Below are 12,556 nucleotides of genomic sequence, written 5' to 3'. Positions count from 1 at the left end.
AACAGGGGTGCCGTCACTACCGTTGCGCGTAAACGTCAGATCGGCGCGCGGTACACCGATTTATGCAACAACGCCGATCGCCAGCGAGATAACCCTTCTTAAGCAAAGCTCTGACCTTTTGCGATACCGACTTCTCGGACAGGCCGGTGCTCTTTTTGCATTGCACACGCGTCGCGTCAGGGTTCGCCTGGAAGAACTCACACACGATCCGCTGTTGCAGGCTCATAGTGCGGTTGCGATTGGTCGTTTTTTCGGTAATCACGCTGCCTCCCCATCCAATTCCTTCACCTCAATCTCGACGCGTGGCTCGCGCCCATATCTCTTCCTGGCTGACAACTCGACCACCTGTGAATCGTCTTCGTAGACAATCTCGTTCATCGCGTCCTTGACTGCCTTGACGACGTTGTCGGCGTCCGGCTTGTTCGTAGCGCGGACAACGTCCTGCGCGGCTTTCGTCTGTCGCGCCTTCGGCCAGCTAGCGGGAATCGGCAGATAAATCTCCACCTTCAGCGAGACGGGGCGCCCGAACGGAATGCCGCCGAACATCGCGGCGGTCGCTGCCGCGCGAATCTTCGATTCATACGATTTCGTCTTTTTCGGCGTGCGCATGCGGATACCGGTATCCGTGCGCGACGCGCGCGGGCGCCCCTTCGCCACCGGCTCGCCATCTACCGTGAATGACACCATGCGTTTCGCGATCGGCTCGTGCAAAGTGCAAAGGTCGAAGTCGTCGGGCTCTTGGACCGGCGCATTCCCCGTGACGCGCTCGATCTCGCGCTCGGCAAAGCCAACGACGCGTGCCGTCCCGAACTTGCCGTCTTGGATGGCACTTTCCGGATAGCGCATAGAGTTCGTGCGGCTCGTCACGCAACCTCCTTGCGAATCCAATAAATCCATGCCGCGCCTCTCAGCGGATGATCGTCCGGGAGAGCGCCGGAGTAACAAGCGTGCTCATTGCACCCGGGCTCTTCACCCGAAAGGAACACGCAGCCAATGCAGCCGCGCTCGCCCTCAGGCATCTTGGCCAGTTCGAATCCTTCGTGGGCGATGATCTGGTCGTTAAAGCGTGTGATGGTCATGCGGCCTCCGCGAGCGCTGCCTTATCGCGCGGGATGTCGTTGAAATAGGCATCAAGGGCTTCGTAACGCTCCTCGCTCTCACGGCCAACGGTGCGCAGCATGTCTTCGCGCCACTCGCCCGGCCCAGCCGCCTTGAACACCTTCGCCTTGAACTGTTCGAACAGTTGATCTGGCCGCTCGACGACGCCCAGTTGCTTCGCACGCTCACGGATTCCAAGGGCGGTCTTCCACCAATCCGCCGGAGCCACGCTGGCGCCCTTGGATTCGCTGGCGTCCTGGGCTTCCCACAACCCGGTCCAGCCACGTAGAACCGCTTCGTCGATTGCAGCAACGACATCGATACCCTTGTCGTGCAGCTTCGTGAGCTTCTTGACCGAGACCTTCGCGGCCGGTCGCGTCCACGGCACGCCGACCTTCTTTTCCTTCGCTTCGCGGTGCTCGCACCAATCGACCCACGATTCACGCGGCAGCCAGTCGGGAAGTTCGCGATTGAGAAGTTCGTCATGCAACGCAATTCGCGACGCACGTCGCGCGGGTTGACGGTTACCTGATGGTTCTTTGACGGTTACTGATGATTCGGGTGCAACAGCTATTGCACCCTTTAGTGCTGCGTTTTGCACCCTTTCGTGTTCCGGATTGCACCCTTTCGTGTCGACGTTTGCACCCTTTGCGTCGCCATCAATGGGTGCAATTTCTTCACCCTTTTCGTTATCCACAATGGGTGCAAGATCTGCACCGTTTATCCATGCAGGACTGATGCGGTATTCGCGGGACTTCCCACGACCGCCCTTCCCCTGGCCGACGAGAATCAACCAGCCGGACTTCTCCATACTGCGTAGCTGGTACTGCACCGCGCGCTCGGACTGACGCGTCTTCTCAGCGAGGCTGGCAATGCCGGGAAATATGTGGGTGCCGTCGTCGTGCGCGTGATCCGCCAGCTTCAACGCGAGAATCATCTCGCCGCCGCCGGTCGGATAACGGTCGAAGACCATGCCCATGATCTTTACGCTCACGCGGCCGCCCCCAGCTTCACACGGAAGCTCTCTTTACCACTTTTGATCACAAGCTCGACGAGCCCATCAGCGATCAGGGCGTGTAACTGGGTGCGCACGGCAGACGCGGACAGACCGCATTTAGCCGACAGCACACGAACCGACGGCGCGCACTCGCCCGTCGATTGCTGAGCGAAGTCGGCCAATGCGAGCAGGACGATCTTCTTCGCCGCGCGCACGTCGCACTGCCACGCGAGATTGACGAGATGGAAGCTCACGCGATCACCTTCGTCGCGAGAGCCAACAATTGCTGGCTCGATTGCGTGGCGAGGTCCTTGCGCTTGCCGACGACGACGAGGCGCTCAGCGTCGAGCAGCTCACGCACGCGGCCGCAGACGCTGCTCAGCTTCATGTTCGTAATCGACGCAATGTCTTCGCGCGTCAGCGGCGGCCGACCGTGATCGAACGCGTCGAGAACCATCCGCTGCTTTGCGGCCAGATCCTTGACGCCCAAAGCGTGAAAGGAGTCTTGCTGTGTCTCGGCGACGCGGCGGCCCGAGCGGCCACTGTAGATTTCCGTCTGCATGGCGGATCTCCGGTCAAAAGAACCAAGTGCTTGAGTGCTGCTGCATGGTCGGCGCCGAACGCTTTTCGCCGTTAGGGTGCGTGTCGACCATGTAGAAGCGCTTTGCGCGCTCCTGCTCCTTTAGGCCGGTGTGCGGCATGTGGTTGCGACTGGATCGCGACAGCTTGCGCGAGACGTAGCGACGCAACGCAGAGGAAACAGACGACGTGCGCGGACGATCGTCGCCGATGGTGACAACGTCGCCGCCGAACGAACGGCTAGCCATTGCACCAATCCCGGACGCCATCAGCGCGCCCAAAACAGCAATGCTTCTCGTGCTTCTCATGGGTGATCTCCTGCGGCGTCTGCCGCGTAGGACTACTAATCGGAAACAGAAGGCGGCTGGCATTTCAATCGCCTTGTGTTGCAGATCAGCTTCTGATCCCCGGTCGAGATGACCGCGTTTTCAGCGGCCATCCCTTCAATGCTTCGTTTCCTGATGAGCGTCGAGTAGCAGATGGCCAAATACTCGGAATGCTTCTGCCACTTCGGGTTTTTGCGCAGCTTGTTGTTCAATTCCTTTCAACAGTTCGTCTTTGTCATTGCCCCCAACCTGCTTCCGGGCTTCCTCTGCGGCCTGTCGGCCTATGCGAAGAGCCTCGTCGTGTGTCATTTCATAGAGTCTCCTGTCTTTGAATCACCTCTTCCATCAGGGTGAGCATCGCCATGCGTGTAAGCCATTGCGACACTGCGCGATTCCCTACAACGCGCTCGAAGTCAGCGACCAGGCGCGCCGGCAGATCTTGCCGAGGCTTTCCGTGACGGTCGACGGCTTCTCGGTTGAGCATGTTCGACATGTGCGACGGCTTCACGTCGAGCAGCTCGGCCAGCGTTCTTTGCGTCATGCCGCTCCTGGCTCGGTGTTTCCACCCCAGGAGCACGGCATCACGGAAAGTTGCGCAGGCAGCAATTGCTTCGCGCGGAAGGAAGCGCATCGACACACGCGGAGCGTCCGGCGGCGCATGATCCAAGGCATATGCAGGTGCCTTGTGCGGCGTTTCTTGTGTCTGCATGAATACGTCCCCGTTGAAAAATTCAATCGACTTACGACTGGAGTTACGACTCGGCCACCGCTTCAAATGAAGGCGTCCCAATGACGCCTTCATTCCATGACCGACCTACGAAACTGCTCTGGCTCGCGCCATCTTGCTATCCTTCTTGATCCCGCCAACGGGCGGTTGAACGTCGTCGGACGCATCCGGTCTGCCCGGCTCGATCAGTTCCGGCCAGATCGATTGCCAGTCGTCCGGCCGCAGCATCTGACGCGTGACAATGCCGCCGGTTGCCTGTTCGATCGGCGTACAGTGTTCGATCGGAACTCGACGGTCTGCCGACATCCATTGATGAACCGCGCCCTTCGTAACGCCAAGAATGTCGGCGAGCGCCTTGTAGCCACCAACGGCAGATGCGGCGAGCGCGACGGGGTGCTTGTTCATGTGGAGGTTGGCAATGAGTGAGCTTCCGGCCAAGTATAGGTTTTGTAGACTCGAAAGTAAAGAAAAACGAGACCCGCTCGGTTTAGATTTTGTATACCCTCCGCGCATGGAAATGAGAAACTGGATCAGGTCCGCCCGCAAGAAAGCCGACCTAACACAAGAACAGCTCGGCGAAAAGCTGGGAGTGACCAAGGGAAACGTGTCTGCTTGGGAAAATGGCAGGCATGAGCCCAGCTATGCTCAGATCCAAGAGATTTCGGTCATTACGAAGTACCCGATGCCGGACTCTCAGCCGGGCATTTCCCCTACTGTCGCGCTTGAGTCGAAAGACGTCGCCGAACGAGTACAGGAAATGCTTACTGAAACGGGTATGGATGCGGCAGCTTTTGCTGCTAAAGTTCAGATTCCGCTGGAGAGGGTGGAATCTTGGCTTAAAGGATCGGCGATCACCGTTGCCGACGCCGTGGCAATCCAGAACGCTTTTGGCTACAACAGCGCCTGGGTGCTGGCCCGCGTGGGCGAGAAGAAGGCCGCTATCCAGTACAACGACGAGTACCGACCAAAGGCGCTCGGCAAAAGAAAAGCACTGGCGGTGAAAGGCATGGCTCAGCTGGGCGATAACGGTTTTTGGGCGGCACTGGAATACCCAGTTGGTCATGGCGATGGTTACATCGACTGGCCGACCAGCGACCCGAACGCATACGCGATCGAATGCTCGGGCGACTCAATGCGGCCGCGCATCAAGCACGGCGAGTTCGTGATCATCGAGCCGAATCACCCGTTTCAGCCTGGCGACGAGGTGCTCGTCGCGTCGAAGGACGGTCGAGTAATGGTCAAAGAGCTTGCGTACAAGGCTGCCGGCCGCTATCACCTGCTCTCCGTCAACGAGGCGCATGGAAAAGTCACGCTCGAGGAAGCTGACATCGACCACATCCATTACGTCGCAGGCATTGCGAAGCCGTCAATGTGGCGACCGGATTGAAAGTCCACCGAACAAACAGAGCGCCAGATGGAAGTAGACCCCAAAGATAAGGAAATTTCGGAGCTAAAACGCAACCTAGCGATAGCTAACCGCGCCTTGAAAATATACAGCGAGATGTTCGGGGAGTTGCAATCGGCCGTTGGCGAAGTATTGACGGAGATGGATGAAGCTACAAAAGGCGGAGATCCCGTTACCGAAGGTGACCGTGCGCGCTTTGAGTTCTCGAAGAAAATACACAGAACGATGTCGGATACAATTGACAAACTGGCGGAGGCCCTTCGTGGGATCCGTTAGTGACCTCCGTCGCGAATTTTCCAATCTCCGGACACCGAATCCACCCTTCTCGAGTGGTTCATAGCGACTGCAATTGCGCTCACCGGCCTTGCATTCGCTGCGGCGAAGCTGATTCACAATCCCCCACTCTGGCGAATCACTAACGGCCCAATCCTGTCGGGCCGTTTTGCTTTTCGCCGCTGTTACAAATTTTCTCGCCCAGATAGTCTCGATTTTCTTGACTTCGGTTGTCTAGTTTTTCTATACTTCATCTCAAGCGCTGGATGCCGGCGCGGACGTGCGGAGCGCCCTAAGCTCAGAACATTGCAGCGCAGTGTTTTGTACTTAGAGCGCATCTCACACACCACCAGATAGTCTGGAGTGAGAGATGAACGTCAGAAAAGCGATGCACCGTGCAGCAGCAAAGAGCCTCGACGGCCATTGCCGTTTTGTGGTTCGCGTCGGTCGTTCCATTGCAGTCCGCACCCTCTCTGATCTGGTCCGTTACCGCGTGAAGGTAGACATCCAGATGGCCTTCGATAAGGGCCGTCCGCGTCTCCCCTCACTGAGCCACAGGTGATCGAGATGGAATCCGTTCAACCGCTGCACTCCTACGCGACGCGAGTCGTCGACGAAGTCGAGTACTTCGTCGCTATGCCGCCGCTGACCGATGCCGAGCTGGCGCAGTACTCGCGCCGCACGACGAAGCGTCCGCTGCTCTGCTTCGCGATGCTCGCTGCCCTGCCATTCGTTGTCGAAGGCGTCTGCCGTCTGCTGAAGGTGTGGTGATGCGCGAACAAATCCGAATCTGGGCAGGTGCAGCCGCGTTGATCGTCGTCTACCTGCTTATGTGCGCCACGTCAGAACATCGCGCGGCCGAAGTTGAACGCTGCAGCGTGGTTCGCTGCACCTGATCCCGTAAAGGCTCACCGATGGAAATCTTCCTTTACTTCTATTCAGGATTCCTACTCGTCGTTGCCATCGTGGTAGGTGCGGCAATCCTGATGAATCGACGCTGCGCGATGTACGACCAGCAGTTCGAAACGAAAGACGAACACGAAAGCGACGCGGCGCCCTACCCGCGTTACTACGAATAAGCGCAGTCCTTCAATCACGGAGAAAAGCAATGAAGAAGGCTTTTACGCAGACCCTCATGGAGTTGCGCGGGGGCGCAGTCGTCGAAGAGGCGACCAACGAACTCAACACGCTGGTCGCGATGGTCCGCGACACCGGCAAGGCCGGGAAGATCACGATCACCCTCGAGGTGAAGCCCTTCGCAAAAGTGCAAGACGCGCTCGAGGTGACGGGCAAGGTCGTCGCGACGCTGCCGCGCGAAAAGGAAACGGCCGAGGTGTTCTTCCCGACCGTCGAAAACAATCTCTCGCGTCACAGCGAGCGTCAAACCGAGTTGCCTGGTATCTCGCTGGCAGACAGCCCGCGTTCCGTCTCGATCGGCTAATCCCGCACGGCAATCAATCACCCTTCACTCTCATACGGATAAAACATGCTCCACGATTTCCAGGGCGAACAAAACGTCGCCGCCGTTCTTGCCGCAGGCACCTCGCTGGCCGGCGCACAAAAGAGCCCGCTGCAGGATGGCAAGCCGTTCGTGATCGTGCCGGAAGGCTACAAGGCTCAGATCGTCGACGAGGTGTTCAACAACCCGGCGCGAGTGACCGGCGTCGTGAAACTTCGCGACGCAACAAGCTTCGTGAACTACTTCAATCGCCAAAAGCGCCCCGAGAGCCTGATTTACGCGTCCCTCGACCCGGCGAAGATCCTCGGCGTCATCGACGATCACTTGGCATACGAATATGCCGGTGACGGCGATCCATCCAAGGGTGCCAACTGGCGCGGCTATCGCGTCGAGTTCCCGGTACCGGCCTCGCGCGAATGGAAGATCTGGACGGGCTCGGATCGCAAGGGCCTCAATCAGCTGCAGTTCGCCGAACTGATCGAAGACAACCTGCCCGACATCGTGACGCCGGATGGCTCGACGATGCTGAGCGTCGCGCTCAACTTCGAAGCCAGCAAGGAAGGCAACTTCGTGTCGGCAGCTCGCCTGCAGGACGGCAGCACCAACTTCGTCTGGAAGGAAGACGTCAACGCGACCGGCAACAAAGTCGCCATGCCGTCGCAGATCACGCTCGAAATCCCGGTGTTCGAAAACGGTCAGCCCTCGGCCGTCGAAGCTCGCGTCAAGTACCGCATCAAAGACGGCAATCTGACCATCTGGTACGAGCTCGTGCGCCCGCACAAGGTGCTCGAAGCTGCCTTCCGCTCGATCTGGTCGCAAATCGAAGAGCAGACGTCGACAACGATTCTGCTGGGCTCCCCCGAGTAACTGCGAGTGCGGCGGCTCCCCCGAGCCGGCGATTTGAGGGTGCAGTCCCGACCCTCTCTTTTTTGAACGAGATGGAGGACTCTGCCGCAGTCAACAGATCGTCCTGATTAGCGATCGATTGAGAGCTACCAGATCCCCCCGGACGCTGGCAGGTCTCGCGGCAGAGCAAATTCAGTTTAGGTCACACGGAACGACCATGAAAGAACGTCCGATTCTCTTCAGCGGCCCGATGGTGCGCGCTCTGCTCGACGGTCGCAAGACGCAGACGCGCCGCGTCGTCAAATCGCGTCCGTGGACGACCGGCGACTACTTCGCCAGCGGCGAGTACTCGACTGACCTCGGATACGAGGCCTCACGCGGTGAATTCTGGGCGGGATTCCGGCACCCATCGATCCACCCAGACGGATCGGCCTGCTATGAGAGGTGCCCGTATGGCGCCCCCGGCGACCGTCTGTGGGTGCGCGAGACGTGGCGCGGCGTCGTCGCGATTAACCCGCCCGGAAAGACGACCGAGTTGGGCGTCGCTCGATACGTACCGGACCAACAGTATTGCCGCCGCGTCGAATTCCAGGCAACGCAAGCTCGCGACAGCGAACCGTGGCGTCCGTCGATCCACATGCCGCGCTGGGCGTCGCGCATCACGCTCGAAGTGACTGGCGTGCGCGTCGAGCGGCTGCAGGACATCACGGAAGCCGACGCAGCGGCTGAAGGCGTCGAGAGCCTGCGCAACGAAGGCGAGTACTGGAAAGACTACCTGCGGTCAACCGCGCAATGCGACGAGCTGGTCTGCCTCAACGCCCGTGATTCGTTCTGGACGCTCTGGGACAGCCTCAACGCGGCACGCGGCTTCGGCTGGGATGCTAACCCTTGGGTCTGGGTAGTTGAGTTCACGAGGATCAACTGATGTCAGTCTCGAACGTTCTCAGCCATCAGTCGTGCTGTCTCCTCGCCCGCGCTCAGCGCCTCATCTTCAGATTCGTGGCGCAGTCCGCTCTCGACTCGACTTTCAGATTTCCCATCACGCTCATGTTTGATGTAGCTGATCGTCGCTGTAAAGCCTCCATCGGTAAGCGCCACGGAAGCAATCTTGAATTCGTGTTTGCCAGCACGAACCGTTCGTTCGGCCATGGTGACCTCCAAATGGTAGTCATCGAGAGTACCACGCCTAAATTCAGCCTAATTTGATCGCCGAGACATGACCATGCCAATGAGAGCGCAACCGGCATTACTCGCAGTCCCGGCGACCCTGACTGCTGCGTGTCTGTCAGTAATGGCAGGCTGGCAGCGTGGCGGGTTTCTGGCTGAGCGGGTGCTCTGGATCGCCGTCGGAGTCGTGCTGGTTGTCGCCGCTCACGTGCTCCCTGCCCTGATCCGTTCGCATGGCTGGCGCGTTCGGCTAGTCGGCGTCGTGCTCTGGATCGGCTGCATGGCGGCCACCTGCTACGGTCACGCGGTCTTTTTCCTCCTGGCTCAGAAGCATGCTGGCGAGGTGCGCGCGGCAGCCGTCCCGGCAGTCGAGACGACCGGCCGCAACCCCGCAGTCATCGCCGCCGACCGCGCCTCAGTCGTGGCGCGACTGGCCCGAGTCACCGAGCGCCGCTGTGCCGAACCGTGCCCGAGCCTGCGCATTGAGCGCGCGACGCTCGCCGCTCGGCTGGATGCGATCGACGTCGAGGCGACCGAGGCAAAGCGTCAGGAAGCCGCGCAGGACCGCGCCGACGCCGCGCGCGCCGCTGCCGTCGCTGACCCGGTAACGGGCGCTGTGACTGCGTTCGGCATCCCGTCAGGTCGCGTCGATCTGATCGCCGGTCTCGCATTCGCGGCAGTACTAGAAGCAGTCGCGTGCTTCTGTTGGCTGCTCGCGCTGCGCCCGGTTGAATCGCTAAAACCCAATACTGGCGCGGCAGTAACGCCGGTCACGGAACCGAGTAACGCCGTTACCGAACCAGCGATCGAGCCGGAATCGGCGCCCGTGAAGACCGTCGATGACGTTACTCGCGTTGCGGCGGCGATCGAGGCTGGACGACTTCGAGGGACAGTCACGGAGATCCGTAAATACCTCGGCTGCTCGCAGACGCGAGCCTCAGAGGTCAGGAGACAAGTGGTGTCGGCTCATGAGGTTGCGTCATGAGTGCCTACATACAACACCTCTATATCTCCTCGCCCTCCGTACACGGGCGTCCAAGGCAACCGTCGATGAATGCATGTGCTCGGCTCTCGCCGTATGAAAAAGCGGCATCGGGCGAAAAGAAATCGAGTTTCTCGGGAAGGCTTGCGATCGGCGCGGAGTTGCCATCCGACGAGAGGATGGACCAAGAGACGAAATATCGCCGGTCATATCCCTCAAGCGATACGACCGTGTCGGCAGTGACTTCTATGTCAATTGTGAAGCCGCGATATGGCGCGCAGGGTTTGTATCGCACGTGCATGACAGTTCCAATTTCACGTGATCGCCGGTATGCGAGACGAATGGGGCGCGCAATCGGTATGCCTGTCGGTTCACACCCTTGCAGCGCAATCGAGGCATAGAGGAAGAAATGAATGGCGGGCGCCGCTTACTACAACGAGATCGACCCATACGCCGCGCAGTGGCTGCGCAACCTGATAACGAGCACCGACAAATGAATGATCTACGCGAAGGCTCGGTACGTCTGTTCGACGAGGCGGCTCAGGAGTGGCGCATAGCCGAACCCGGCTCGATGTGGTTCAGCACGATCACGATCGGAGCACAGGAAGTGTATTTGAACGGCCAATGGGAACCTATTTTCCCAGACCAAAAGGACGACAACGATGCCTCTTGAAATGTGGATGTCTCCGCTGACGCACCGAATCTATATCGGCAAGGCAAAAGACGGCGTCGCGACCAGCAAACAGGACGTGACGGCGCAATGCATCAACGGCGCCGTAGCGCACCTGATCGCCATCGGCGACACCGAGATCATCGTGAACCTGGACGAAGGCCGCTACCGCGTGAAGATCACGCCCGAAGCCGCCTGATCTGATCTAACCGCAAGGACAACGATAACCATGAAAGACCACGAAATCGCCGCGCTCGTGAATAAAGTTCGCGACATCGCCGTCGAGTTCCACGGCGCGCAGCAGCTGCGCGATCGGATCGCAAACGTGCTGGTTCCGGTTCTCACCCCTTCCGCGCCAGCCGTCGATGCTGGAGCGCGGGAAGCGATGCGGAATGCAACGCGAGAAATGATCTTGGCCAACCCGGAAGGTGCGCGGCTCGAAATGGTGGAAATGGCACGCGAGACTCGTGAATTGCGCGCCGCACTATCCGCCCGCGCATCCGAAGCGGCGGCAGAGCCGGTAGCTTATTGCCTATCGGACGATGTCGAGCGGTTGAGGAGCGGTGGACAACGATGGGCGAAAGTTTTCACCGGCGCCGATGGCATACCAGATCAGATGACGGCGCTCTACACCGCCCCTCCAGCCGCTAGCGGGCAGAAGCTGTCGAAGGCGCAGATAACCGCCGTTTTCAATCGAACCATCCCGTTCACATACCAAGCCTTTGCGCGAAACCTCTTTGAAGAGTGGGCAGCGAAATGACCCTTGGCGAACTTCTCAAATCGCGCCGCGAAGCCCTTGGCATGACGCTTGAAGACGTGGCCGACTCTACAGGCTCGTCCAAGTCCTACGTGTGGGAACTTGAAAACGGCAAGGGATACAAGATGAGCCTTGTGTACGCGGCGCGGTTCGCCGTTGCGCTCGGGCTCAACGTCAACATGATGGCATGTGCAGCGCTGGAATCGGAGCGCGTCAAGCGCGCCTCTGATAGCGCCACAGCCAGCGACAAGGAGGGCGCGTGATCAAGGTTCTCGCAATCATTCGCGGCTGCAAGGAATGCCCGAAAAGGCAGTACGGCAGCGGTGGGATCTACGACTGCTCTGTCGTGCAACAAGAACTCGACGCCGGTGAAGTTATGCCGGGCTGGTGCCCGCTGCCCGATCATCCTGCCGCGGCGATGGTCGCGCAGGCAGCCCGCATCAAAGAGCTTGAACGCCGTCTCGCAGCCAGCGACAGCGCTGAAGGAGGTGTGGCGTGATGCAAACCTCTTCGTCAACCGTTATTGACGAAATCACCGCCATGGGCGATTCCCTCGATCACTTCCCTGCCATATTTAATCAGGATTCGACACGCCTCTTCTGCGGTGTGCGCGGGGTTTGCCCACTTCGGAGTGACCCGGGTCTCTGTGACATGAGAACCGTTCGTTTTATCGACGATCACTATCCACCCGGTGAAGCTAGTTTGTCCGGGAGTATTCGGCACGTTCGCATGGATCTCGATGCCGGGGCGGTATTCGGAAAGCTGGCTCGTCATAGCTGCCTCCACCGTGGTTATCAAGGAACCCTAGCATGACCGACAACATCAAGAGTCTGGAGCCGGTTGCGTGGGAATGCTCGTCACCTGAAGGCGAGAAGCCCGCGTTGGCTTTCCTCACATCCAAGAAGCCCACCGTCGAGCACTACGAGAATCAAGGCTGGCGCGTGCTGCCTCTCTACGCCGCCCCTGTCGCTGACAGCGCAATGGCGAAGGATGCGGAGCGTTATCGGTGGCTGCGCAACATCAAGAACATGAGCGCGCAGGAATTAGTCGAGATGTACCACGGCAAAAAGCTCGACGACATTATCGACGCCGCTATCGCGGCATCCGCAGAGAAGGGAGATAAGGCATGAAGCGCGTCGCGGTCCCGATAACCTGGAGGATGGCCTAATGACCCCCCCACCCCTCCGAATCGATAATTTCCTTGCCGCGCTCGTAGCACGCGAGCTCCGCGAGTTCTGGCGTCGTGTACGACTCTCCAGCCGCAGAATCG

General features: G+C 59.4%; 26 protein-coding genes. 15 read left to right on the top strand and 11 right to left on the bottom strand.

The window, feature by feature from the left end; translation table 11 throughout:
- Positions 1-258: 258 nt before the first annotated feature.
- The 9 genes from SB822_RS49470 to SB822_RS49430 all read right to left on the bottom strand — a co-directional run bounded on the left by SB822_RS49470 (position 259) and on the right by SB822_RS49430 (position 4,132).
- Entirely contained in the window at positions 259-867 is a 609-nt protein-coding gene (locus SB822_RS49470) for a RusA family crossover junction endodeoxyribonuclease (protein ID WP_244144507.1), read from the bottom strand.
- On the bottom strand, positions 864-1,079 hold the full coding sequence (locus SB822_RS49465; protein ID WP_090838935.1) for a hypothetical protein: 216 nt from the start codon (positions 1,077-1,079) through the stop codon (positions 864-866). Before SB822_RS49465 ends, SB822_RS49470 begins: the two co-directional genes overlap by 4 nt.
- Complete coding sequence (locus tag SB822_RS49460; protein WP_167449591.1) at positions 1,076-2,077, bottom strand: helix-turn-helix domain-containing protein; 1,002 nt, start codon at positions 2,075-2,077, stop codon at positions 1,076-1,078. Before SB822_RS49460 ends, SB822_RS49465 begins: the two co-directional genes overlap by 4 nt.
- An 11-nt stretch (positions 2,078-2,088) precedes the next feature.
- On the bottom strand, positions 2,089-2,349 hold the full coding sequence (locus SB822_RS49455) for a helix-turn-helix domain-containing protein (RefSeq protein ID WP_158660495.1): 261 nt from the start codon (positions 2,347-2,349) through the stop codon (positions 2,089-2,091).
- Positions 2,346-2,657, bottom strand: coding sequence for a hypothetical protein (locus SB822_RS49450; protein WP_090838929.1), 312 nt, complete (start codon positions 2,655-2,657; stop codon positions 2,346-2,348). The genes SB822_RS49455 and SB822_RS49450 overlap by 4 nt, the downstream gene beginning before the upstream one ends.
- A 13-nt stretch (positions 2,658-2,670) precedes the next feature.
- Entirely contained in the window at positions 2,671-2,955 is a 285-nt protein-coding gene (locus tag SB822_RS49445) for a hypothetical protein (protein ID WP_090838927.1), read from the bottom strand.
- A 162-nt stretch (positions 2,956-3,117) separates the two neighbouring features.
- Complete coding sequence (locus tag SB822_RS49440) at positions 3,118-3,309, bottom strand: hypothetical protein (protein WP_090838925.1); 192 nt, start codon at positions 3,307-3,309, stop codon at positions 3,118-3,120.
- Between the two features lies 1 nt (position 3,310).
- Positions 3,311-3,709, bottom strand: coding sequence for a helix-turn-helix domain-containing protein (locus SB822_RS49435; protein WP_090838962.1), 399 nt, complete (start codon positions 3,707-3,709; stop codon positions 3,311-3,313).
- Positions 3,710-3,814: 105 nt separating this feature from the next.
- On the bottom strand, positions 3,815-4,132 hold the full coding sequence (locus tag SB822_RS49430; protein WP_090838923.1) for a transcriptional regulator: 318 nt from the start codon (positions 4,130-4,132) through the stop codon (positions 3,815-3,817).
- 13 nt (positions 4,133-4,145) lie between these two features.
- Between SB822_RS49430 and SB822_RS49425 the strand changes: the two genes are divergently transcribed.
- The 8 genes from SB822_RS49425 (at position 4,146) to SB822_RS49390 (ending at position 8,635) form a co-directional block, all read left to right on the top strand.
- On the top strand, positions 4,146-5,114 hold the full coding sequence (locus SB822_RS49425; RefSeq protein ID WP_158660496.1) for an XRE family transcriptional regulator: 969 nt from the start codon (positions 4,146-4,148) through the stop codon (positions 5,112-5,114).
- 27 nt (positions 5,115-5,141) lie between these two features.
- Entirely contained in the window at positions 5,142-5,408 is a 267-nt protein-coding gene (locus SB822_RS49420; RefSeq protein WP_090838920.1) for a hypothetical protein, read from the top strand.
- A 367-nt stretch (positions 5,409-5,775) separates the two neighbouring features.
- The gene (locus SB822_RS49415) at positions 5,776-5,967 is read left to right on the top strand and encodes a hypothetical protein (protein ID WP_143055832.1); all 192 of its coding nucleotides are present in this window, start codon (positions 5,776-5,778) and stop codon (positions 5,965-5,967) included.
- Between the two features lie 5 nt (positions 5,968-5,972).
- Positions 5,973-6,176: a hypothetical protein gene (locus SB822_RS49410; RefSeq protein WP_090838918.1), complete on the top strand. Its 204-nt coding sequence runs from the start codon at positions 5,973-5,975 to the stop codon at positions 6,174-6,176.
- Positions 6,177-6,319: 143 nt separating this feature from the next.
- Positions 6,320-6,484: a hypothetical protein gene (locus SB822_RS49405; RefSeq protein ID WP_158660497.1), complete on the top strand. Its 165-nt coding sequence runs from the start codon at positions 6,320-6,322 to the stop codon at positions 6,482-6,484.
- Between the two features lie 29 nt (positions 6,485-6,513).
- The gene (locus tag SB822_RS49400) at positions 6,514-6,846 is read left to right on the top strand and encodes a hypothetical protein (RefSeq protein WP_410858164.1); all 333 of its coding nucleotides are present in this window, start codon (positions 6,514-6,516) and stop codon (positions 6,844-6,846) included.
- Positions 6,847-6,891: 45 nt separating this feature from the next.
- Complete coding sequence (locus SB822_RS49395; protein ID WP_090838915.1) at positions 6,892-7,731, top strand: YfdQ family protein; 840 nt, start codon at positions 6,892-6,894, stop codon at positions 7,729-7,731.
- Positions 7,732-7,927: 196 nt separating this feature from the next.
- Complete coding sequence (locus SB822_RS49390; protein ID WP_090838914.1) at positions 7,928-8,635, top strand: ASCH domain-containing protein; 708 nt, start codon at positions 7,928-7,930, stop codon at positions 8,633-8,635.
- Between the two features lie 2 nt (positions 8,636-8,637).
- Here SB822_RS49390 and SB822_RS49385 read toward each other — a convergent pair whose 3' ends face one another.
- A complete protein-coding gene (locus tag SB822_RS49385; RefSeq protein ID WP_143055831.1) occupies positions 8,638-8,859 on the bottom strand; it encodes a hypothetical protein in 222 nt (73 codons plus the stop codon).
- A 79-nt stretch (positions 8,860-8,938) separates the two neighbouring features.
- On the opposite strand from SB822_RS49385, the gene SB822_RS49380 reads away from it, so the two are divergent.
- The 6 genes from SB822_RS49380 to SB822_RS49355 all read left to right on the top strand — a co-directional run bounded on the left by SB822_RS49380 (position 8,939) and on the right by SB822_RS49355 (position 11,785).
- On the top strand, positions 8,939-9,862 hold the full coding sequence (locus SB822_RS49380) for a hypothetical protein (protein ID WP_322790650.1): 924 nt from the start codon (positions 8,939-8,941) through the stop codon (positions 9,860-9,862).
- 490 nt (positions 9,863-10,352) lie between these two features.
- Positions 10,353-10,532 (top strand): hypothetical protein, encoded by a 180-nt coding sequence (locus tag SB822_RS49375; RefSeq protein ID WP_090838910.1) that lies wholly within the window; start codon positions 10,353-10,355, stop codon positions 10,530-10,532.
- Positions 10,522-10,728, top strand: coding sequence for a hypothetical protein (locus tag SB822_RS49370; protein WP_410858163.1), 207 nt, complete (start codon positions 10,522-10,524; stop codon positions 10,726-10,728). Before SB822_RS49375 ends, SB822_RS49370 begins: the two co-directional genes overlap by 11 nt.
- Positions 10,729-10,758: 30 nt before the next feature.
- Positions 10,759-11,289: a hypothetical protein gene (locus tag SB822_RS49365; RefSeq protein ID WP_090838906.1), complete on the top strand. Its 531-nt coding sequence runs from the start codon at positions 10,759-10,761 to the stop codon at positions 11,287-11,289.
- On the top strand, positions 11,286-11,549 hold the full coding sequence (locus SB822_RS49360; RefSeq protein ID WP_090838904.1) for a helix-turn-helix domain-containing protein: 264 nt from the start codon (positions 11,286-11,288) through the stop codon (positions 11,547-11,549). The genes SB822_RS49365 and SB822_RS49360 overlap by 4 nt, the downstream gene beginning before the upstream one ends.
- Positions 11,546-11,785 (top strand): hypothetical protein, encoded by a 240-nt coding sequence (locus tag SB822_RS49355; protein ID WP_090838902.1) that lies wholly within the window; start codon positions 11,546-11,548, stop codon positions 11,783-11,785. Before SB822_RS49360 ends, SB822_RS49355 begins: the two co-directional genes overlap by 4 nt.
- A gap of 14 nt (positions 11,786-11,799) precedes the next feature.
- On the opposite strand, the gene SB822_RS49350 is transcribed toward SB822_RS49355, so the two are convergent.
- Positions 11,800-12,060 (bottom strand): hypothetical protein, encoded by a 261-nt coding sequence (locus tag SB822_RS49350; protein WP_090838900.1) that lies wholly within the window; start codon positions 12,058-12,060, stop codon positions 11,800-11,802.
- A gap of 35 nt (positions 12,061-12,095) precedes the next feature.
- On the opposite strand from SB822_RS49350, the gene SB822_RS49345 reads away from it, so the two are divergent.
- On the top strand, positions 12,096-12,416 hold the full coding sequence (locus SB822_RS49345) for a hypothetical protein (RefSeq protein WP_090838898.1): 321 nt from the start codon (positions 12,096-12,098) through the stop codon (positions 12,414-12,416).
- Positions 12,417-12,556 lie beyond the last annotated feature (140 nt).

Source organism: Paraburkholderia sp. SIMBA_054 (assembly GCF_046534875.1).
In the GTDB taxonomy this organism is placed as follows: Bacteria; Pseudomonadota; Gammaproteobacteria; order Burkholderiales; family Burkholderiaceae; genus Paraburkholderia; species Paraburkholderia hospita.
This window is presented reverse-complemented; position numbering and strand designations above follow the sequence as displayed.